Annotated in this window: 22 protein-coding genes; 6 read left to right on the forward strand and 16 right to left on the reverse strand. The window is 60.9% G+C overall.

Annotated features, from left to right (window positions below):
- Positions 1-25 precede the first annotated feature (25 nt).
- The 3 genes from CLV87_RS17130 to CLV87_RS17140 all read right to left on the reverse strand — a co-directional run bounded on the left by CLV87_RS17130 (position 26) and on the right by CLV87_RS17140 (position 2,753).
- On the reverse strand, positions 26-1,594 hold the full coding sequence (locus tag CLV87_RS17130) for a trimethylamine methyltransferase family protein (RefSeq protein ID WP_099247927.1): 1,569 nt from the start codon (positions 1,592-1,594) through the stop codon (positions 26-28).
- A gap of 179 nt (positions 1,595-1,773) precedes the next feature.
- Positions 1,774-2,472: an HAD family hydrolase gene (locus tag CLV87_RS17135; RefSeq protein ID WP_099247331.1), complete on the reverse strand. Its 699-nt coding sequence runs from the start codon at positions 2,470-2,472 to the stop codon at positions 1,774-1,776.
- Entirely contained in the window at positions 2,469-2,753 is a 285-nt protein-coding gene (locus CLV87_RS17140; protein ID WP_099247333.1) for a DUF3572 domain-containing protein, read from the reverse strand. Before CLV87_RS17140 ends, CLV87_RS17135 begins: the two co-directional genes overlap by 4 nt.
- Positions 2,754-2,871: 118 nt before the next feature.
- Here CLV87_RS17140 and CLV87_RS17145 point away from each other — a divergent pair, with 118 nt between their 5' ends.
- Positions 2,872-4,344 carry a diguanylate cyclase gene (locus tag CLV87_RS17145; protein WP_099247335.1) on the forward strand — a complete coding sequence of 491 codons (1,473 nt, stop codon included), beginning with the start codon at positions 2,872-2,874 and terminating at the stop codon, positions 4,342-4,344.
- Between the two features lie 45 nt (positions 4,345-4,389).
- On the opposite strand, the gene CLV87_RS17150 is transcribed toward CLV87_RS17145, so the two are convergent.
- From CLV87_RS17150 to CLV87_RS17165, 4 genes are all read right to left on the reverse strand, one after another.
- The gene (locus tag CLV87_RS17150) at positions 4,390-4,854 is read right to left on the reverse strand and encodes a periplasmic heavy metal sensor (protein WP_166652779.1); all 465 of its coding nucleotides are present in this window, start codon (positions 4,852-4,854) and stop codon (positions 4,390-4,392) included.
- Positions 4,855-4,895: 41 nt separating this feature from the next.
- Positions 4,896-5,255, reverse strand: coding sequence for a hypothetical protein (locus tag CLV87_RS17155; protein WP_235871966.1), 360 nt, complete (start codon positions 5,253-5,255; stop codon positions 4,896-4,898).
- Positions 5,245-5,832, reverse strand: coding sequence for an RNA polymerase sigma factor (locus CLV87_RS17160; protein ID WP_099247931.1), 588 nt, complete (start codon positions 5,830-5,832; stop codon positions 5,245-5,247). Before CLV87_RS17160 ends, CLV87_RS17155 begins: the two co-directional genes overlap by 11 nt.
- Before the next feature lie 83 nt (positions 5,833-5,915).
- The gene (locus CLV87_RS17165) at positions 5,916-6,470 is read right to left on the reverse strand and encodes an EF-hand domain-containing protein (RefSeq protein ID WP_099247339.1); all 555 of its coding nucleotides are present in this window, start codon (positions 6,468-6,470) and stop codon (positions 5,916-5,918) included.
- A 252-nt stretch (positions 6,471-6,722) separates the two neighbouring features.
- Between CLV87_RS17165 and CLV87_RS17170 the strand changes: the two genes are divergently transcribed.
- Genes CLV87_RS17170 through CLV87_RS17180 form a run of 3 tightly spaced genes read left to right on the forward strand, consistent with a single transcriptional unit; the run spans position 6,723 to position 8,600 of the window.
- A complete protein-coding gene (locus tag CLV87_RS17170; RefSeq protein ID WP_099247341.1) occupies positions 6,723-7,115 on the forward strand; it encodes a DUF983 domain-containing protein in 393 nt (130 codons plus the stop codon).
- Between the two features lie 24 nt (positions 7,116-7,139).
- Complete coding sequence (locus CLV87_RS17175) at positions 7,140-7,838, forward strand: NUDIX hydrolase (protein ID WP_099247343.1); 699 nt, start codon at positions 7,140-7,142, stop codon at positions 7,836-7,838.
- A gap of 3 nt (positions 7,839-7,841) precedes the next feature.
- Entirely contained in the window at positions 7,842-8,600 is a 759-nt protein-coding gene (locus CLV87_RS17180; RefSeq protein ID WP_099247345.1) for an alpha/beta fold hydrolase, read from the forward strand.
- Between the two features lie 150 nt (positions 8,601-8,750).
- On the opposite strand, the gene CLV87_RS17185 is transcribed toward CLV87_RS17180, so the two are convergent.
- The 6 genes from CLV87_RS17185 to xylF form a co-directional block, all read right to left on the reverse strand.
- A complete protein-coding gene (locus CLV87_RS17185; protein ID WP_099247347.1) occupies positions 8,751-9,716 on the reverse strand; it encodes a LysR family transcriptional regulator in 966 nt (321 codons plus the stop codon).
- A 190-nt stretch (positions 9,717-9,906) separates the two neighbouring features.
- The gene (locus CLV87_RS17190) at positions 9,907-10,266 is read right to left on the reverse strand and encodes an arginine transporter (RefSeq protein WP_099247349.1); all 360 of its coding nucleotides are present in this window, start codon (positions 10,264-10,266) and stop codon (positions 9,907-9,909) included.
- Positions 10,267-10,442: 176 nt separating this feature from the next.
- Positions 10,443-11,750: a xylose isomerase gene (gene xylA / locus CLV87_RS17195; protein WP_099247351.1), complete on the reverse strand. Its 1,308-nt coding sequence runs from the start codon at positions 11,748-11,750 to the stop codon at positions 10,443-10,445.
- 107 nt (positions 11,751-11,857) lie between these two features.
- Complete coding sequence (locus CLV87_RS17200) at positions 11,858-12,625, reverse strand: ATP-binding cassette domain-containing protein (RefSeq protein WP_099247353.1); 768 nt, start codon at positions 12,623-12,625, stop codon at positions 11,858-11,860.
- Positions 12,626-12,637: 12 nt separating this feature from the next.
- A complete protein-coding gene (locus CLV87_RS17205; protein ID WP_099247355.1) occupies positions 12,638-13,903 on the reverse strand; it encodes a sugar ABC transporter permease in 1,266 nt (421 codons plus the stop codon).
- Positions 13,904-14,058: 155 nt separating this feature from the next.
- Complete coding sequence (gene xylF, locus CLV87_RS17210; RefSeq protein ID WP_099247357.1) at positions 14,059-15,072, reverse strand: D-xylose ABC transporter substrate-binding protein; 1,014 nt, start codon at positions 15,070-15,072, stop codon at positions 14,059-14,061.
- 228 nt (positions 15,073-15,300) lie between these two features.
- Between xylF and CLV87_RS17215 the strand changes: the two genes are divergently transcribed.
- Both CLV87_RS17215 and CLV87_RS17220 read left to right on the forward strand, forming a co-directional pair.
- Positions 15,301-16,524 (forward strand): ROK family transcriptional regulator, encoded by a 1,224-nt coding sequence (locus CLV87_RS17215; RefSeq protein WP_099247359.1) that lies wholly within the window; start codon positions 15,301-15,303, stop codon positions 16,522-16,524.
- Positions 16,517-18,031: a CRTAC1 family protein gene (locus tag CLV87_RS17220; protein WP_099247361.1), complete on the forward strand. Its 1,515-nt coding sequence runs from the start codon at positions 16,517-16,519 to the stop codon at positions 18,029-18,031. Before CLV87_RS17215 ends, CLV87_RS17220 begins: the two co-directional genes overlap by 8 nt.
- Before the next feature lie 173 nt (positions 18,032-18,204).
- Here the strand turns inward: CLV87_RS17220 and CLV87_RS17225 are convergent, their stop codons facing one another.
- From CLV87_RS17225 to CLV87_RS17235, 3 genes are all read right to left on the reverse strand, one after another.
- Complete coding sequence (locus CLV87_RS17225) at positions 18,205-19,470, reverse strand: cytochrome-c peroxidase (RefSeq protein ID WP_099247363.1); 1,266 nt, start codon at positions 19,468-19,470, stop codon at positions 18,205-18,207.
- Between the two features lie 26 nt (positions 19,471-19,496).
- Complete coding sequence (gene xylB / locus CLV87_RS17230) at positions 19,497-20,942, reverse strand: xylulokinase (RefSeq protein WP_099247365.1); 1,446 nt, start codon at positions 20,940-20,942, stop codon at positions 19,497-19,499.
- A gap of 103 nt (positions 20,943-21,045) precedes the next feature.
- The gene (locus CLV87_RS17235) at positions 21,046-21,228 is read right to left on the reverse strand and encodes a hypothetical protein (RefSeq protein ID WP_099247367.1); all 183 of its coding nucleotides are present in this window, start codon (positions 21,226-21,228) and stop codon (positions 21,046-21,048) included.
- Positions 21,229-21,354: the final 126 nt, after the last annotated feature.

Consider the following 21,354-nt stretch of genomic DNA (forward strand, 5'->3'; position numbering starts at 1 on the left):
AGGCACAGGCCTTCGGATCAGGCTCCTAAAAATCCGTCGGTGCCCCGCCCTCTTCCTTGCGCTTGTCAACAAAGGCGGCCAGCTCTTCGGCGATGGCCACGTCAAGCGGTGGGGCTTCGAATTCGTTGAGGATCTGTTTGTAGATCCCATGCGCCCGTTCCGGCGTCCAAATCGCCCCCGCCGCCTCCCAGGCCTCGTAGTTTTTCCAATCCGACAGGAACGGCTGGTGAAAGGCGGTTTCATAGCGGTCTTGCGTGTGCTGGATGCCAAAGAAATGCCCGTTCGGGCCAACTTCGCGCATCGCCTCCACCGCCAGCGAGTCATCGGACACGTCGCAGACCTCAGGCTCCATATAGCGCTGGATCTGGCTCAGCACTTCGCAATCCATGATGAACTTTTCCGGGCTGGCAATCAGCCCGCCCTCCAGCCACCCCGCCGCGTGATAGACCATATCGGTGCCGCTTTGGATCGCCGCCCACAGGCTGTGCTCGGTCTCCCACATGGATTGCCCATCGGGGACATTGGCGGCGCAGACCCCGCTGGAGCGCATGGGCAAGCCATAGAACCGCGCCATCTGCCCGGTGATCTGGGTCGCGCGCATATATTCCGGCGTGCCAAAGGCCGGGGCCCCGGTTTTCATGTCAACGTTTGAGGTAAAGGTCCCGATCATGCAGGGCGCGCCGGGGCGCACCGCCTGCGCCAGCACCACTGCTGCCAAAGCCTCGGCCAGGGATTGCACCACCGCGCCGGACATGGTCACAGGTGCCATGGCCCCCGCCAAAGTAAAGGGTGTCACCACCAGCGCCTGCCCCCGCGCCGCCATACGCATCCAGCCATCCAGCATCGGATGGTCATGCTTGAGCGGTGAGGTAGAGTTGATATTGGTATACATGCGCGGGCTGGCTTCGAATTCCTCATGGCTCAGCCCATTCGCGATGCGCACCATCTCCATGCCATCCTCGACCCGCTCTTTGCCCAGCGAATAGACATGCATGGCCTTGTCCGACAGCAGCAGCTTGTCATGCACCGCATCCAGATGGCGCACACGTGGGTGCAGATCCACCGGCTCGACCGGGTAACCGCCACAGAAATGGATCACATTGAAATACTGACTGAGTTTCAGAAGGTTGCGGAAAAACTCCCGCGTTCCGGGCACTTTGCGGCCAATCTCCATATCCCAGTAGTTCGGCGGCGAAGACACATTGCCGAAATAGATATGCCCAGTCCCGAGCGAGATTTGGCGATCCGGGTTGCGTGGGGTCACGGTGAAACTGTCCGGGGCTTTGCCCACCAGCTCCATCACCAGCTCGCGATCCATGCGCACATTTTCCCCGCGCACCTCGCATCCGGCCTCTTTCAACACCTTGACCGCTTCGGGGTTCAGGAACTCGATCCCGATCTCTTCGAGCACCCGCATGGTGGCATCATGAACGCGCTCGACCTCTTCGGGGCGCAAAGGCTCGGTGGGGCGATCACGGTTCTTGATCTTGACCCAGGGGGCCTGTTCCACCGCCTGCAATCCGCGCCGTGCCGCCGTACCCCGACGCCCCCCGCCCCTGCGGCGGCCCGTTGTGACGGTTTCAGATTGTGTCATGTCGCCCTCCTTCATTTCGTTCAATGACACAGGACGAGACCGGCACTTACATTCTCATTTGCGACACTTTCTGTCGCGTTCAGCTTGCGGGATTTTGATAGATCGCGCCTCGCCACGGGTCAGGGATGCATTCGTTTGACACCACAAAAAACAGCGCCCCGGCAAAAACGACCAACGCCTCAGCGCATCAGCAGCCAATCGGTCAAACCGCCAATATCGGGCAAGACGATATCCGCCAGCGGTTCCAGCTCGACCGCTTCGGCTGGCCCGGTCAGCACCCCAACCGTCTGCATCCCCGCGGCCCGCCCCGCCATCAGATCATGGGTGCTGTCCCCCACCATCACGCAGCGGCCTGGATCGACATTGACCGAGATCGCATAGGCCAGCAGCGGGTCGGGTGATGGTTTCGCGCCAAAACCGCTGTCAAACCCGGCGATAAAGTCGAACATGCCTTCGACGCCAGCATTCTGCAAATGCGCCCGTGCGGCATATTCGGTGTCGTTGGTCATCACGCCCAGCGCCAGATCCATCGCCGCCAATTGTGCCAGAAACGGCACCAGGGGCACCGCCTGTGACAGTGGCGCATCCGCCGCCGCGCGCATCAGGATCTCTTCGACCTCATCCAGGCTGCGCCCCGGCAATACCCGCGCCAGACACTCTGCCGCCTCGCGGTTTGTCCCCGCGATCACCAGACTGTCGGGATGAAACCGCTTGGCCGCCAGATCATAGCGCGCCGAAGCGGCCATGGCCTGTTCCAGCTCCGCATCGCCCTCGGCCAGAAAGGTGATCATCTCACCGCCCCAGACATCCCAGGTGGCCCCAAAATCAAAGAGAGTTCCGTCCTTGTCGAAAAGAACCGCGTCCGCGCGCAAAGTCATGTCCAATGTACCTGTCCACCGCCGGGCAACACCGCCCGCGCCTGCATGACGCTTTCATAGGGTATATTCTGGGCATCGCAAAACCCGATCACCCAGGCATCATCCATTAACAGAAAATCCAGGACCGAGGCTTGAAACTCCGGGTCTTGCAGATTTGCGCGAACATCCGCCTCTGACGCCCCGGAGGACCCCATAAACACCGGAAAAAGCTCATCATTTGCGGCCAGCCAGGCCACCGCGTGCAGGCCAATTGTTTCAGCCGCATCAAGAGAAAGTGTCATTGTGATCAAATTCCGAAAGGGTTTCTTAACCAATCTTCATCAAATCTGAGAGCAACAGGAAGTGCAAGCAGGCAGGTGCCGAGTCTTAACGGACTGCCCAAGCGCAAGGAAGAACCATATGACAGGTCGAATTCTCGTGGTGGACCCAGTCCCGACGAACCGAATCATCCTTCGGGTGAAACTGTCCGCCGCCTTTTACGAGGTGGTGCAGGCAGCGTCGGGTAAGGCGGCCCTGGCCATGATGAAAAAGGCCAAGCCGGATTTGGTCATGACCGCGTCGGATCTGCCGGATATGACCGGGCGCGCCTTGGTTCAGGCCCTGCGTGGGCAGGATGGCGGCGTGCGACTGCCGGTTGTCATGCTGCATGGTGATGATGATCCCGGCGAACGGCTGGCCTCGCTGGCGGCGGGGGCCGATGATGTGCTGGCCCGTCCGATTGATGATCTGGTGATGCTGGCGCGGCTGCGCTCGCTCTTGCGGGCCCGCGATGCCGAAGCCGAATTGCAGCTGCGCGACGATACCCGCCGCGCGCTTGGTCTGGCCGAACAACCCGCCGAATTTGCCACCCCCGCCCATGTTGCGCTGATTCCCACCGGGCGCCAGCCCGAAGCGGAAAAGATTGTCTCGGATCTCAGCGCCGAATTGCGCGACCGTATCACTCTGGTCGATCCCGAGGATGCGCTGCGCGAACGCCGCCCTGCCCCGGATGTGATCGTGATCGCCGAAGGTCCCGGCGGCAATGGCGAGGGGCTGACCCTGCTGGCACAAATGCGCGCCTCGACTCTGACGCGCCATGCCTCGCTGATCTATGTGGCCCAGCCCCATCAACGCCGTGAGGCGGCCAGTGCGCTGGATATGGGGGCCAATGACCTTTTGGCGGGCGGGCTGGAGCTACAGGAACTGTCGCTGCGCCTGAAAAAACAGATCGAGCGTAAACGCACCGCCGACCGGCTGCGCGCCAATATGCAGGATGGGTTGCGAGCAGCGGTGACTGATCCGCTGACCGGTCTCTATAACCGCCGCTACACCCTGCCCCATCTCAACCGCCTGGCCGAACGCTCGGCCCGTCAGGGGCGCCCCTATGCGGTGCTGGTGCTGGATCTTGATCACTTCAAACAGGTGAATGACAAATTTGGCCACCCCGCTGGTGACGCCGTGCTGGTATCGCTCGCGCAACGTCTCAAGGATAATCTGCGCGCGGCGGATCTGATCTCGCGCTGGGGCGGGGAGGAGTTTCTGATTGCCATGCCCGATACCGGCCGCATGGCCGCCCAACGCACCGCCGAACGCCTCTGTCAGATCATGGCCGAGCACCCGGTGATGTTGCCCGGTGGGGCGCGGATCACTGTGACCCTGTCCATCGGCGTCGCCACCGCCTCGCGCGAGGGGGAAACCGCCCCGCTGGCACTGATCGACCGTGCCGACAAGGCGCTTTATATGGCCAAACAAGAGGGCCGCAATCGCGTCGTCACCGCGGAACGCACCAAACCCCTGCCGCGCCGCAACCCGACCCAGGTAGAAACTGTTCAGGCAAGCCCGGCCCTGTCGCAAAACGGCACTGGCCCGCAGGTCAATCGCGGACGTTATTGAGGAACAAACCAAACCCAAGGCCCGCCAAGGGCCTTGGATCTTCTCTTAGTCCCGATCCTTGCGCCAATGCTTGCGCCGTTTGGACAAGCGCGAGATTTCTTCCTCTAGCCGATCCGCATAAGCCGCGCGTTCCTCTGGGCTGAGCTTTTCAAGGTAATCGCTCAGAATCTCCTGACCATTGCCGCGACGGCTTTCGGCCAGGGCTTTTTGATTGACAATCACCGTATCAAACCGGGCGCGATCAAACGGGTCCTCGCGTAGAACCTCCAACGCCTCCTGATAGCTTTCAACCCAGCCGCCGCGCTCCTTTTTATCCTTCTGCCAGAAAGAGCGGCGCAGCTCGCGCCCCAACTCCTTGCGCTGATCATCGTCAAAAGCGCGGGTAAAGGGCAGCACAGGATCAGACCGGTGGTGATCGCGCGGCGGCGGCCCGCCCTTGGCGAACATGCCAACAACCAGACCAACGATCACCAGATTAAAGGCCAGCGAAACGAACAGTAAAATCCGCATCCTGCGCCCCAGGGGTGGCTTTTGTTTTGCCTTGGACATGCTCAGCCTTCCATCATCGCCAGGTCAAACCCGCTGGTCGGATCAATTTCAACGCCACCCAAACCGGCGGTTTGGGCCCAGAGATCATACAAAGCATCCGGCGGGGCAACCCCGATCCACACGCCCGTGGCGCAGGCCGCGGCCAGGCCGGCGGCACCGGGCCAACCGCCCACCGATTGCAGGAATTGCTGCCAAAGCCCGGGCCGTGTCACCGCAGCCGGGCTTGGCAAAGCCGCTAGGGCATCTGCCTCGATCCGGGCCATGAAATCGCCGCTGGGCAAAGGCTCTTCGGCGCGCGCGGCGGCGAAAAAGCTGTCCAGCTCGAAATCCCCATCAGGGGCGGTCTTTTTGCTATCCGTCATCGTCTTCGTACCCCAGTTCGGACCGCCGCCCGCTCAAAATCGCTTCGAGCGCGCGTTTTCCCCTTGCGGTCAAGCTTTCCACAGCGCGTGGGCCAATGTCCATGATCTGACCGATCTCAGGGTTCGACAACCCCTCGATATGGCGCAGGATCACCGCCTGTCTCTGGCGGTCGGGCAATTGGTTCAGCGCGTTTTGCAGGGCCTCGGCCCGTGCATTTTGTTGCATCTGATGCGCGGCTGTGGGCGCATTATCTGCGATTTCAGGCACCGCATCCAGATCAGGCCCGCTGCGGCGCTTGCGCATCCGGTCGATGCACATATTCGCCGTCACTCGGTAGAGCCAGGTGGTCACCTTGGCCTCGCCCACGCGCCAGCTTGGTGCGATGCGCCACAGTTTCAGCAAAGCATCCTGTGCCACATCTTCGGCCTCAGCCCGATCCCCAAGCATCCGCATGGCATGGGCAAACACCCGAGGCCCCAAACGCCCGGTCAGCGCCCGTGCAGCCGCCGCGTCGCCACCGGCAAAAGCTAGCAGCAAATCTTCGTCACCGCGATCATTCATGGCGTCATAGGGCATCTGATCCATTCCAAAGCGCTACCCTTTCGGGCCGCGCCGTGCAATGCCCGGGGCCAAATCATCGGCCCCGGACCACTCACCACTTAGTAGTGGCCGCGACCATGACCGTGGCGTTTGCCAAAGCCTTTGCGGTTGCCCATGTTGGCCATGGCGGTCTCGACCTCTTCCTTGGTCAACACGCCATCGTTATTGGCATCGGCATGTTCAAACAGACGCAGGGCGCGATCCCCTTTGCCCTTGCCTTTGCGACCTTCACCGCGCGCTTCCATCTCTTCCATGGACAGCTTGCCGTCTTTATCCGCATCCAGACGCTCGATCATCTTGGCGATACGGTCGTCGCGAAGGGCAGCGCGGGCCGCGTCGCGTTTTTCAGCCGCAGCTTTCAGCTCGGCATCGCTCAGGAAACCGTCACCATCAGTATCAGCCGCCTCAAAGCGCAGTTTTGGCGCGTTTTCGACTTCTTCCTTGGTGATCTGGCCGTCGCTATTGGCATCCAGTTGCTCAAACAGCATATCGGTATTCGGCATACCGCGCATACCGCCCGGGCCTTTGCCATGCTGCATGCCTGCTGCGGAGGCCAAGCTTGCGCCGCCCAAAGCCAAAATCAGAACGCCGCCCAAAAGTGTTGCCTTTTTCATTTCCAGGTCTCCATTTCCTGTTCTTTGCTTTATGAAACCGCCCGCTCTCTCGGGCGTCTCTGCAGGGTTTCACGGGCCAGGTTTTGGGTTCCGTCGCAAAAAACTGAAAAAACTTTGCACAGGGGCAAGAAAAATCTGCTCTGCCCTCGCGACATCCCGCCGCAAGGACGTTTTGCGGCCTAGGCGAAATCGCCCCCTTGCGGCCATTCTACAGCTTCAACAGGAACAAAGCCCATCGGTGCCCCCAGACATATGGCAGATCGACCAAAGACAGGTTTGGCCAAACGTGACACGCGTGTTTCCATCATGCGTGGCTTGCATGGGCGCTGCCCCAATTGCGGGTCCGGGCCGCTTTTGTCCAGTTACCTGCGGGTGCGCGACCATTGCCCGGTCTGTCTGGAAAAGCTGCGCAAGCACAGGGTCACGAACGCCCCGGCCTATGTGACCATTTTTCTGGTCACTTTGATCATGGCACCGTTTTTGACCTTTGTCTTTGTCCAATTCCATCCCGATCCGCTGGTGCTGTTCACGATTTTTGCGGTTGGATGTGTTGGGTTGTCGCTTTACCTTCTCCCCAAGATGAAGGGCGCAATCGTTGCCTTCCAATGGGCACGCCGCCTATATGGGTTTGCAGAGCCCAAATAATCTGTCGGGCAAAACGGGGGCAGAATGACAGCCATAGACAAAAGCGCCATTCGCAATGCGGCGACGGTGATCGTGGTGCGCAACCGCCGATCCAACCCCTCGGTTCTGATGGGGCAACGCGGGGCGCGCGCGGCCTTCATGCCCAACAAGTTTGTCTTTCCCGGCGGCGCGGTCGATGCGGACGACGCCAAAGTGCCTCTGGCCCGCCCCCTGCCCCAGCTCTGCTCTGCCCGCCTGAATGAAAGCGCACCTCCCGGCATGGCCCGCGCCCTGGCCGCAGCCGCCGTGCGCGAATTATGGGAAGAAACCGGTCAGATCCTCGGCACCCCGGCCCCCTGGCCCGGCGCGGTTCCCGATGATTGGCTCAGCTTTGCCGGCACCGGCCATCGCCCCGCCGCCGACGCGCTGCAATTTGTGTTCCGCGCCATCACGCCTCCGGGCCGCCCGCGCCGCTTTGATGCGCGCTTCTTCCTGCTCGATGCCGATGCGCTGGCCTCGGACCCCGATGATTTCTCGGCCGCCACGGATGAGCTGTCGCATCTGCAATGGATCCCGCTGGATCGCGTGCGCATGTTCGACCTGCCTTTTATCACCGAGGTCGTGCTGGCCGAAATCACCGCCCGCATACAGGATGACGCGCCGCCCACATCTGTGCCCTTCTTTCGCAATAATGACGAAGAAAGCCTGTTCCTGCGCCTGCGCGGCACCCCGATGAAAGACTAAGCCATGCTGAACGTGTTGACCCAAGGGGCGGCTGGCCCCAATCCGCCGCTTTTGATTGTGCATGGGCTTTACGGCTCGGGTCGCAATTGGGGGGTGATCGCAAAACGCCTGTCAGATCAACGCCTTGTGGTGACACCTGACATGCGCAATCACGGCGACAGCTTTCGCTCAGACCAGCATGATTACCCCGCCATGGCCGCCGATCTGGCCGAGGTGATCGAGGCCCATGGTGGGCGCGCCGATGTGGTGGGGCATTCCATGGGCGGCAAGGCGGCCATGGTTCTCGCCCTCACCCGGCCCGACCTGGTCAACCGCCTGGTCGTCGCCGACATCGCCCCGGTCGCCTATACCCATAGCCAGATCCAATTCATCAAGGCCATGCGCAAGGTCGACCTCTCCCGCGTCACCAAACGTTCCGAAGCGGTGGCGCAACTGGCCGAGCATGTACCCGACACCACCCTGCAATCCTTTTTCACCCAATCGCTGGATCTGCAAAACAAGCGATGGAAACTGAACCTCGACGCCTTGGACGATCAGATGCCCAATGTGCTTGGCTTCCCCGAGGTCTCAGGTGAGTTCAGCGGCCCAACCCTGTTCCTGTCCGGCGCAGAGTCCGATTACGTCCTGCCAGAACACCGCGACAAGATCCGCGCGCTCTTCCCCAAGGCGCGCTTTGCCAAAATCCCCGGTGCGGGCCACTGGCTGCACGCAGAAAAGCCCCGCGAATTCGAAGCCTCCCTGCGCGCCTTCCTCCCGGTCTAGCCGCAGCGCCCCACAGTTTTCAATTTCCGAAAACTCGGCCCTAAAGCGTCCGGCCTTTAACCTGACTCACCAAGCGACACGAATGTCCCGAGAGCGCCGAAGGCGTGGCAGGGTATTCGTGTCTCAAGTTTAAGGTCGGGCGATCAGCAATCACAGGTCCAGAACGCGCAGATTGCCCTTGAGCCAGTGCAATTGCTGCCAAGCGGGCGCAATCACCATCTCATTGACCAACATCCGCGTCGTCTGCGCCACATCACGCGGCACCTTGTCGGCCCAATCGCTGCTGGCAAACAACGAAATCGTGCGGGCAAAGGGCTGAAACGGCACCGGATGCGCCTCCATCTGATCATGGAAACGCCCCGCGCGCATATAGCCAAGCGGCGTGGTGATCCCCCATCCAACCCCCCGCGCCACCAAAGTCATCAAGGACAGATGCGCGCCGATCTCGAAGCGCTCTTCAAAATGCAGGTTCTGATGCTTGAGATGCGCCTCGATCTGCGCCCCGATCCGCTGCGCCTGATCATATTTCAGCATCGGTTCCTGCGCCATCAAGGCCTCGGCCCCGCCCGCCCGCGCCAGCGCCCCCTTCTGGCAGACCAGGATAAACGGATCACGCACCAAAGGGTATTCCACGACGCCCGGCATGGCTTCCCCGCTCGAGGCGGCGATGGCGATATGCAGCCGCCCCTCGGCCATTTCCGCCGAAATCTCATGGCTCGGCGCGGTGGTCAGCTTAAAGCGACACGTGCTCAGGCTTTCCGCCAGCATGGTCACCAGGCGCGGGGTCAGATCATTGTCGAAATCATCGATAATCCCCAGGCTCAACTGGCTGAGATGCGACAGATCCATCACCGTCAATTCACTCTGCGCCAGCCTCAGCTGCGACAAAACCGATTGCGTCCGATTGAGATAGGCGCGCCCCGCCGGGGTCAATTGCATCGGCCTGCGCCCATGATCAACCAGCTCCGCGCCCAGCGCCGCCTCAAGGTTGCGCATCTGCTGGCTGACAGCGGGCTGGCTTAACCCGGTGATCTCCGCCGCCCCGGCCACAGAGCCCGCGCGCGCCAGCGCCTCAAAGACCTCCAGCCCTTTCAACGTCACGCCTTTGATCAACATGGCCCAGCCTTCCCTGCCGCTACAGTTTCAGCTTTTCCAAAACTAGTGCCATCAGGTCAAGACAATTCCCCAGGTTTCTTTGGGCCAAAAATATCCTGGGGGTGAATTGGTCGCCTTGCGACCAAGAGGGGGCAACGCCCCCTAGGCTCTGTCGACAAAACCCGCCCGCCGCAGGCGGATCCCTTCGGGATCAATACCCTTTACAGGTATTATCCGCCCGCGCCGCAAAGGCTTTGTAACGTTTCCAGAATGCCTCATTGCGGCTGTTACCCGATTGGCGGATTTCCTGCGCGCGGTGGGGTGTGCGAAAGAATGTCGCCGCCAATTTCTGATCGCTGTTTGACAGCGCATTATTGGCAACCCCTTGAATACAGCCGCACAACCGACGATTGGCGGCTTTGCGATCCGCGCTCAAACATGCTTGCGAAATCGGGCCATTGGCGAATGTCGCGCTGGCCCCGCCATAATATCGCGACACGCGATCACCGCGCGAGCCGCCACAAGCAGCCAACGCAAATGCAACCACAACCAAAAGTGCTGTGTTCCTCATAACAATCCTGTCTTTGCCTGCCGCCGATGCGGGTTTTCCCGTCTGGTCCGGCGCACTGTCCTCGCCCGCATCATGGTCTATTCAAGCAGCAGAATCAATTCCATAAAAGATGAAAGGACTGCCAGCTTTGCGCCGGCAGCCCTTGTCTTGTCACGTTATCATGTTGCGCCGCGCGATCACACAAAGCGATTGACGTAATTCTCCAGGATCTCCTGACGGCCCGAACGCGGCTCTGGATTGACATTGTCATCCAGCACGCGCTGCGCAATGGATCCCAGATCCGAGCCCAGCATCGCCTGCGCCTCGGCGCTTTCCCAACCGGCATAACGCTCCTTCAACGCGGTCTCGAGCCCGCCATCTTCCAGCATCGCTGCGGCGGCCTTGAAGCCGCGCGCGCAAATATCCATCCCGCCCACATGGGCCGCGACCAGATCCGCCGGGTCAATCGACTGGCGGCGCACCTTGGCATCAAAATTGGTGCCACCGCTGGCAAAGCCGCCGGATTTCAGGATGTGGTAATAGGCCAGCGCCACTTCCGGCGTGTTATTGGGGAACTGATCCGTGTCCCAGCCTGATTGATAATCATTGCGGTTCATATCGATGCTGCCCAGCATCCCCTCGGCCGCCGCCACAGCAATCTCGTGCTCAAAGCTATGCCCGGCCAGGATCGCATGGCCTTGCTCCAGGTTCAGCTTCACCTCGTTCTCCAGCCCATATTTGCGCAGGAACCCGATGCAGGTCGCCGCGTCAAAATCATATTGGTGTTTGGACGGTTCCTGAGGCTTGGGCTCCACCAGGATCGTGCCTTTGAAGCCGATCTTGTGCTTGTAGTCGACAACCATGTTCAAGAACCGGCCCATATGGTCCAGCTCGGCCCCAAGATCGGTGTTCAGCAGGGTTTCATAACCCTCACGTCCCCCCCAAAGCACATAGTTCTGGCCACCCAGCTTATGGGTCGCATCCATGCAGCTTTTGACCGTCGCTGCGGCAAAGGCAAAGACATCCGGGTCCGGATTGGTGCTCGCCCCGCCCATCCAGCGGCGGTGGCTGAACATATTTGCGGTGCCCCAAAGCAGATCCGGCCCGCCCGCTTCCATCTTTTCACCGATATAATCGGTGATCTCGTTCAGGGTGCGCAGGTTTTCTGCAAACGACCCCTGCTCGGGGCGGATATCCGCGTCATGCCAGCAGAAATACGGCACGCCCAGAATGTCAAACAGCTCAAAGGCCACATCCGCCTTCAGCTTGGCACGCTCCATATCGTCTTGCGGGTGCCAGGGACGCACAAAGGTCTGCCCGCCAAACGGATCCTGCCCTTCCCAGGCAAAGGTATGCCACCAGGCCACAGCAAAGCGCAGATGCTCTTCCATCCGCTTGCCCATGACGATCTCGTCCGGGTTGTAATGGCGATAGGCCATTGGGTTTGTGCTGTCCGGGCCTTCATAAACGACCTTCTCGATCCCCTCGAAAAAACCAGTGCTCATGTCTCTTGTCCTTAACTCAACTGTTGAACGCCGCGGATGTGCTTCCGCGGCGCTAAGTAGCAAGAGCCCCGTCCGTCCACAGAGCCCGCGATTGCGAAAGCTTAGACCTAAGCCTCCGCACCCTCGGCTTTTTCGCCCGGTTTCTTACCGAGGATAATCATGCTCAGCAGGTCATCATCGGTGACATCCGGGATGTTCACCGTACCAACCAACTGGCCATTTTTCATCACGCTGGCGCGGTCGCACAGCTCAAGCACCGCATGCACATCATGGTCGATCAAAAAGATCCCGATGCCCTCGGCCTTGAGCTGTTGGATCAGCTCCGCCACCATCTGCGTCTCATGTGGGCCCAGCGCCGCTGTCGGCTCGTCCATGATCAGGATCTTGGCGTTGAAATAGACCGCGCGGGCAATCGCCACCGATTGACGCTGACCACCCGACAGGGCGGATACCGGCGCGCTGAACTTTTGAAAGTTCGGGTTCAACCGGCCCATGATCTTGCGGGTCTCGGCCTCCATCGCGTCATCATCCAGCGTCCCCGCCGGGGTCATCAACTCGCGCCCCAAAAACAGGTTGGCGGCGGCATCAAGGTTATCTGCCAGCGCCAGCGTCTGATAGATCGTCTCGATATTGTAATTGCGCGCGTCACGCGGGTTGTGGATCTCGACCTTTTCGCCGTTCACATAGATGTCGCCTTCGCCCTGATAGGCCCCCGACAACATCTTGATCAGCGTCGATTTCCCCGCCCCGTTATGACCCAGCAGGCCAACAACTTCGCCCGGATATAGATCAACCGTCACATCGTCCACGGCGCGGATGCCGCCGAATGCGATGCTCATGTTCTTCATTTCGACAAGAGGAGTTTGCTTATCCATCTGACTCTCTCCTTATTGGCCGGTGCGACGGCGATAGACGATGTCGACCCAGACGGCAAAGACCAGCACGATCCCGACAACGATGCTTTGCAACGGGGCGTCCACCCCGACCGAGGCCATGCCCGATTGCAGCGATTGCATGATCAGCGCGCCGATCACAGCCCCATAGATGGTGCCAAAACCACCCGACAAAGCCGTCCCGCCGATCACAGCCGCCGCGATCACGCGCAGCTCGTCCAGCGTGCCAAGTCCCACATCCACCGCGTTCAAACGGGCCGAGGCGATGATCGAGGCGATCCCGGTCAGCGCGCCCATCAGGGCAAAGATCTTGACCGTCAACAGGCGGGTATTGATGCCCGACAGTTCCGCCGCTTCGGGGTTGCCGCCAGTGGCATAGATATAGCGGCCAAAGCGGGTGCGGCTGGCAACAATGGTCATGATCACCGTGACCGCCAGCAGGATCACCACCGGAATGGCGACACCGTGATACCAGACCATGCCTTCGGTCAGCTCAATCCCTTCGGCCCGGGCGATCCGTTTCATCGCGCCTTTGGCAATCGGGTAGCTGTTCATCACCCAGACAAAGCACAGGATCAAACCGGCGGCGAGCGCGATCAGAATGCCTTCGGCCCAAACCGGTTTCACGGTAAAGCCGTGACCGGCCTTGCGGCGCCGGCTCATCAGGATCAGCACCACCGCCGCCACAGCAGCAACGATACCAAAGCCCCAGCTCAGGGTTTCGCCCAGCGTGCCCTCGGCCCCGCCGCCCATCAGGCGAAAGGTTGCGTCCAGCGGTGCCTGGGTCTGGCCCTTGGTGACCCACCACATCGCGCCGCGGTAGACGAGGAAACCGCCCAGCGTCACGATAAAGGCCGGGACGGTCAGATAGCCAATGATCCAGCCCTGGAACGCCCCCAGAACCGCGCCCATCAGGATCGCGGCCAAAGCGGCAATGATCCAGATCGACCAATGCCCAAGGCCCAGAATGTCAGGCAGAACCTGCACTTGCAGCGCCGCGACGGTCATGCCGATAAAGCCCAGCATCGAGCCAACCGACAGATCGATATTGCGGGTGACGATGACAAAGACCATGCCGGTCGCCATCACGGCAACGCTGGCGGTCTGCACCGACAGGTTAAACAGGTTGCGCGGCGTGAGGAAACGCCCGCCGGTGATCACGTCGAACACAATCCACAGAACGACCAGCGCCCCGATCATGCCCAACAGTCGGGTATCTATCCCCAACTTTGAAAAGAAAGATTTTGCATTGTCTTGCATAAGAACCACGTCCCGGATCGCAGTTGTGAAAACGCGCGGAAACCCGGACGCCACGGGCCCTGCCCCAGCATCGGTTAACCTTACCACATTTTCATTGAGAGTTTGGGGGTCTCCCCGGATCGGCCAGTGCCACCCGAGGAGACGATGTTACAGGCTTACTTGCAGACTTCCAGTTCGGAACCCGCGCACAGCGCGTCTTTGGCGATCCAGCCCGCATCGATGACAACGTTCAGGTTGTCAGCGGTGATCGGAACCGGTGCCAGGAACATGGAATTCATGGTGGTGCCACCGGGCGAGGTCCACTCAACCGCGCCATCCACGCTTTCGCCTTTGGCCAGGGCCACAGCGATGGTGCCAGCAGCTTTGCCCAGCTCACGCGCGTCTTTCCAAACCGAAACGGTCTGGGTGCCTGTGGCCACGCGGTTCAGAGCGGCATGGTCGCCGTCCTGACCGGAAACCGGCAGACCTTCGAGCCCCTGAGCCGTCAGAGCCGCCACAACGCCACCGGCGGTGCCGTCATTGGAAGCGATAACCGCGTCAACCTTGTTGTCATTGGCAGTCAGGATCTGCTCCATGTTGCGCTGCGCGTTGGCAGGAACCCAGCCATCGGTATAGGCTTCGCCAACGATGGTAATGTCACCGGCGTCAATCGCCGCCTGGATGATTTCCTGCTGACCACCGCGCAGGAAGTCCGCGTTTGGATCGGTGGGCGAGCCCTTGATCATCACATAATTGCCCTTGGGCATGGCTTCGAGAACCGCGCGGGCCTGCATCCGGCCAACTTCGACATTGTCAAAGGTCAGATAGAACGCACGGCTGTCTTCGATCAGACGGTCATAAGCAATCACCGGGATCTCTTCGTCAGCAGCGGCCTGCACCGCCGGGATCACCGCTGCGGTGTCCTGACCCAGAATGATCAGCGCATCTGCGCCCTGTGCGATCAGCGATTCAATATCCGCCAGCTGCTTGGCCGAAGAAGACTGCGCATCTGCCGAGATATAAGCCGCACCAGCCGCGTCCAGCGCTGCTTTGATCGCCGCTTCGTCAGTTTTCCAACGCTCTTCCTGGAAGTTGGACCAGCTGACACCAACGGTCAGGTCTGCGGCCAATGCACCGCCCGCCATGGCAAGGCTCAGCGCCAATGCGGAAATACCTGTTGCGAATTTCATGTTTCTCCTCCCTATCGAAACATTTTCATTTTCAACTTGTTAGCCCCGAATGACCCTCGTCACTCCGAGCCGGTGGAATCGGGTATAACATTTTTTTACTGACTAAAAAATACTTTTTTTGATCTCAAAAATAATTATTCTGTTTGACAGGCCCCGAACTTCCCGGTTGGAGACCATGTCAACAAAACATGGGCGGGTTGCGGGGTCGCCTATGGGAGGAACAGCGTCTTGGCGCAGATAGAAAAAAGTAATCACAATAGTGACCAGCGCGAAGCCGGGCGCCTTCAGGTGCTCGATGTTATTCGCGCAGCCGGCACAATTGCCCGCATCGACATCGCCAAGGAAACCGGGTTCAGCCCGGCAACCGTGACGGTGATCACCTCGCAATTGCTCGAGTCCGGGCTGATCGAGGAAATCACCCCGGAACCTGCGGCCGATGCAAAACCCTCAACCCGACGCGGCCGCCCCCGTGTCTCCCTGCGTCTACGCGGCGCGGCGCATCTGATTGCCGGGATCAAGGTGGCGCATAATTCCGTCTCGGTGCTGATCCTGGATTTCGAGGGCAGCGAAGTTGTCAGCCATGACATGCCCATGCCAGAACCGCGCATGGCCACCCCCTATTTCTGCGAAACCCTGAAACGCGCCGTGTCTCAGGCCTGCGCCAAGGGTGGCTTTGCGCTCTCCGATCTCTCCGGCATCGGGGTCGCCATGGCCGGCCTTGTCGATGCCAAGCGCAATTTCGTCTACTGGTCCTCCTCCCTGACCGACCGCAATGTCAATCTGGGCGCGCATCTGGACCGCGTGCTCCCCTGCCCGGTCTTTATCGACAATGACGCCAATCTGGTCGCCAAGGCGGAACACCTGTTCGGCGAAGGCCGCAAGGTTGATGATTTCATCGTTGTGACCATCGAACACGGTGTCGGCATGGGCATCGTCATTGGCGGCGAGATTTATCGCGGCGAACGTGGCTGCGGCGCTGAATTCGGCCATACCAAGGTGCATCTCGACGGCGCGCTTTGCCAATGCGGCCAGCGCGGTTGTCTCGAGGCCTATGTCGGAAATTACGCCCTGCTGCGCGAGGCCAATATCATGGATCGCGAAATGCCTCTGGCCGATATCGGCATGTTGTTCAAACGCGCCGAGGCGGGGGACGCCATGGCCCGGTCAATCTTTGAACGCGCCGGGCGCATGTTCGCCATGGGCCTGGCCAATATCATCAACATATTCGACCCCAAGCTGATCGTCCTCGCCGGTGAGCAGCTCTCCTTTGACTATCTCTATGCCGATGCGGTGCTTGAGGCGATGCACCAATCCTCGATCCAGGTCGACGCCCCCCTGCCCGAGGTGCGGGTCCATGCCTGGGGCGATCAGATGTGGGCCAAGGGCGCGGCGGCCTATGCCATCGAAAAGGTCTCTGCCCTGACCGTGCGCGAGGTCCCGGTTGATGCGTAACGCCTTGATTTTATGCCTTCTTGCCAGCACCACCATCACAAGCGCTGCCCTGGCCAACGACCCACAATTCACCCCCCGCCCCCTGCCCGACCATGTCTATGCGGGCGGCTGGGAACATTTTGTGGGCGGCGGCTTGGCCAGCTTTGACTGCAATGGCGATGCCCTGCCCGAGCTTTATGCCGCAGGCGGCAGCAACCCGGCGCAATTGCTGCACAACACCGGCGCGCTGAATTTTGCCGCTGACACGCCAGAGGCTCTGGCCCTGACCGGCGTGATCGGGGCCTATCCGCTGGATATCGACAGCGACGGGCTGACCGACCTCGCCATTCTGCGCGTCGGGCCAGACATGCTGATGCGCGGCACGGGTGATTGCCAATTCACCCCCTTTGATCTGGGCTTTGAAAGCGGCGATCACTGGTCCACCGCCTTTTCCGCCACCTGGGAAACCGGGCAGACCCTGCCGACACTGGCCATTGGCACCTATGTCGATCGCTCTGATCCCAAAGGGCCGTTTGAGACCTGTGATGACACGCTGCTTTACCGCCCCACTGGGGATGGATATGGCACGCCACAGCGCCTAAGCCCCGGATATTGCGCACTTTCCATGTTGTTCAGCGATTGGTCCCGCACGGGCCGCGCCGATCTGCGTGTCTCCAATGACCGGCATTACTATGTCAAAACCGGGCAGGAGCAGATGTGGGCCATGGAGCCCACGCCCCGGCTTTACGAGGCCGAAGAAGGCTGGCACCCGTTCAGCATCTGGGGCATGGGCATTGCCTCGCGTGATCTCACCGGGGATGGGTTTGCCGATGTCTATTTGACCTCGATGGGCGATCAAAAATTCCAGACCTTTGAGGGCGACGCGAACTCACCCGCTTACAGGGATGCCACCTATGAACGCGGCACCACCGCACACCGCCCCCATATCGGCGAAGATGGCCGCCCCTCCACCGGATGGCACGCTGCATTTGGCGATGTGGACAACGATGGTCGCGACGATATTTTTGTGGCCAAGGGCAATGTCGAACAGATGCCCGATGCCGCCATGCAGGACCCGAATACCCTTTTGATTCAAGGGGATGACGGCCGTTTTACCGAGATGTCCGGCCCGGCAGGCGTCGCCTCGATGGCGAAAAGCCGCGGCGCGGTTCTGGCCGATCTCGACTTTGACGGAGACCTCGACCTCGCCGTGGTCAACCGCCGCACGCCAATGGAGCTTTACGAGAATGTCAGCGCCGGAGGCAATTGGTTGCTGGTAAATGTGGCTCAGACAGGCGTGAATCCAAACGCCATCGGTACCCATATCGAGCTGTGTGATCTAGCAGGCGATCACTGCCACACCCGCGAGATCACCATTGGCGGCGGTCATGCGGGCGGCGCGCTCGGGGCGCAGCATTTTGGTCTGGGAGATTGGGACAAGGCCAAGCTGCGGGTGATCTGGCCGGATCAAACCGTGTCTGAGTGGTTAGAGGTGGCGGTCAATCAAACCATCGCCATAGAGCGCTAAGCACTCAGTTTTGACCCAATTCCGGATTGCCCCGCAATCCGGTTCGCACCCGACCCGCCCCCCTGGGCGGGTGCGAAACTTCAACGTCTTAACTGCCGACTACGTTGAGTTTGTTTTCAGCTAACACCAGATTGAAAGCCGCCCACGGGCCGGGCGCGAACCTCTGTTGTTTCTCACCGATCCACCGGCAACCCGCTCGGCACGCTGTCAGGCACCCCCAACCGACCAACCTTCCAGCTCTCATCCGTCAACGCCTCAAGAAAGCTCAGCACATCCGCGATCTGGGCCGCGTCCAATGACACCGCGGCCAAGCCATTCGCCGCCCCGATCCGACCCGTCTCATCAGGGTCATCGCTGGCCTTCCAGTCTTGCGCGCCCTCAAGCCCCAGCAAAACCAGCTGCGTGCGATCATAACCCTCTAACCCCGCCACCGGATCAAGGTGATGACGGATCACCGCCTCAAGCGTCGCATAGGCCCCATCATGCCCATAAGGTGCTGTTTCATAGACATTTCTCAGCGACGGCGTGCGGAAGGCATAGGCGTCCTCCGCCCGCCCTGTCACCCGCATCCGCCCAACATCGCGGGCGTGGTTTTCAAACCGCGCCGCCTTGCCCGGTCCGACCTGCGGCATGGCGATGGCGTGGAAATCGTGATCGGTCTGGAACCAGCCCGAATGACACTCCGAACAGCCCGCCGCGCCATAAAACAACTGCCGCCCGCGCTCTGCCGCCGGGTCCAGCGGCGTGCCCTCTCGCAAAAAGCGGTCAAACGGGCTGTCATCCGCGCGCCACTCCACCTCGATAAAATCGGCAATCACATTGGCGATCAGGGGAAAAGAGATCGGCTCGCCCGGTGCCACAGCCTGAAACTGCGCGCGATACTCCGGGATATCCGTCACCCGCGCCGCAATCCGATCCCAGGCCCCGCCCTCGCTCGACAAAAAGCCCAGCCGCACCGCCTGCGCCACCTCGTTCTCGCTGTAATGCCCAGCCATTTCGTCACCCGACAGAACCGGGAACATCGCCTGCGCCGACAGGACCGAGTCAAAACCCGACAACATTTCGCTGCCCAAAGGCGTGCGCATGCCATCCGGGTGATCCGGGTCGGCCTCAAGCCGGCCATCATGGAACATCACGGTGAATTCGCTGGCCCCGAGGTTGAACAATGCGGGGGCGTTTCTGGGAATACGTTGCTCGGGCACATTCTCGCTGCCCACATGGCGATCCGGCCCCAGCCCCATCGCGCCTTCCCCGAGGCCCAGCGACACCCCATCCGCCGTGCCAAAGCGCGGATGATGGCAGGTGCCGCAGCTGATATTGCGATTGCCCGACAGGATCGGGTCATAAAACAGCTGCCAGCCCAGTTTCACCCGCGCCGGGTCAGGCGTGTCAAAGACTGGCGCGACCATCTCGGCACTGGCCGCTACCGGCAATGCCATCAGCCAGAGCCATGTCGCGCGCCCCGTCACGCCAAGGCCCCCTTGATCGCCGGATAGAGCCGCCGATACCGCTGATAAGCCGCCTCATAGGCCTCGCGCAGCTCAGCCTTGGGAGCTACAACCTCGCCGATTTCCGGCTGCGTCATCACCGCTTCGATCTCGGCCCCTGTCGCCACCATGGCCAGCCGCGCCGCACCCAAAGCCGCGCCAAACTCCCCATCCTTGGGCAGCGCCAAGGGCAGGCCCAGCACCGTTGCCAGCATCTCAACCCAGACGCGCGATTTCGTGCCGCCGCCAATGGCCAGAACCTGTTCTAACTCCGTCCCCGTCGCGCGCAAGGCCTCCAGACAATCGCGCAGGGCAAAGCACACGCCTTCCATCACCGCCTGCACCAAGGCCGCATCCCCGCCGCCCACATCAAGCCCGACAAAAGCCCCGCGCATCTCGCTGTCATTATGCGGCGTGCGTTCGCCCGAAAGATAGGGCAGGAACAGCGCCTGCCCCGGCCCGTCCACAGCAGTGACTAAGGCCGACAGCTCCGCCGGGCTCGCCTTTAGCCGCTTGGACAACCAATTCAACGCATCCGTCGCCGCCAGGATCACCCCCATCTGATACCAGCGCCCCGGCACCGCGTGGCAAAACGTGTGCACCGCCGTGGCCGGATCTGGGGCAAAACTGTCCTTGGCCGCCAAAAGCACACCCGAGGTGCCGAGCGAGACAAATCCCTGCCCCTCTTTGAAACAGCCCACACCGCAAGCCGCGACCGCATTGTCGCCACCGCCCCCGGCGATCACGACCTCACCCACGCCCCAGGCCTCTTGCAGCGCGCCGCGCAAAATGCCTGAGCTTTCCGAGCCTTCCACCAGATCCGCCATCTGGTCGCGACGCATATGCCCGTGCTCCAGCAGCGTCTCCGACCAATCGCGCGCGCCCACATCCAGCCAGCTGCTGCCCGCCATATCCGACATGTCGCCCACATGGGCCCCGGTCAGCCAGAGCCGCAGGTAATCCTTGGGCAGCAGGACTTTTTTCACTTGCTGGAAAATATCGGGTTCATGGGCTTCGACCCAAAGCAGTTTCGGCGCGGTAAAGCCTGGAAAGACGATGTTACCCGACAGTTCGCGCACCCCCGGAGTCGCGTCCAAGATCGCCGCCTCATCGGCACAGCGCGTGTCATTCCATAGGATGCAAGGGCGCAGGATCTCATCCGCCTCCCCCAGCAGCACCGCACCATGCATATGGCCGCTGATGCCAATGCCGCTGAGCTGCGCAAAGGCCGCGCCATGCTGGGATTTCAACTGAGAAATCGCCGTTTCACAGGCGCTTACCCAATCTTTGGGGTCCTGTTCGCTCCAACCGGGATGGGGGTGAGAGACATCATAATGCGCCTCGGCACTGCCCAGAGGCGCGCCAGTGCCATCCACCAAAAGCGCACGCAACCCAGAGGTGCCCAGATCGAGCCCAAGATACATGATGTCCTCCCAAACATATGTCTGCCGACTCGCGGTCGGGCATTTATTTTAGTGATGGAAATTAATCAGTCAGGGAGGAAGAAGTCAAAGGGTTTTGCGGATGTCACTTGCGGACACGCGTCGTGCCCAACCCGCCAGCACTGGCAAAGCCATCAATCTGCGCCGTCAGCGACGCGCCCTTGCCATCCGCTCCGCGCAACCCGTCAATCTGAGCGGTCAAAGCCTGCGCTCCGCTGGTGAAAACGGTCAGTGAGATCACGGTGAGGGTCAAGGTCATGCGGGTCATAGCGGGCTCCATATCTGTGCCTTTAATGTAGCGCGGCAAGGGTCCCGGCATCAGTCAGGAAAACCGGATCAGGGAATACCTGACCACTGATCAACGCGGTCATGGCAATCTTCAACAGAGGGCAGC

Source organism: Pelagimonas phthalicica (assembly GCF_004364805.1).
In the GTDB taxonomy this organism is placed as follows: domain Bacteria; phylum Pseudomonadota; class Alphaproteobacteria; order Rhodobacterales; family Rhodobacteraceae; genus Pelagimonas; species Pelagimonas phthalicica.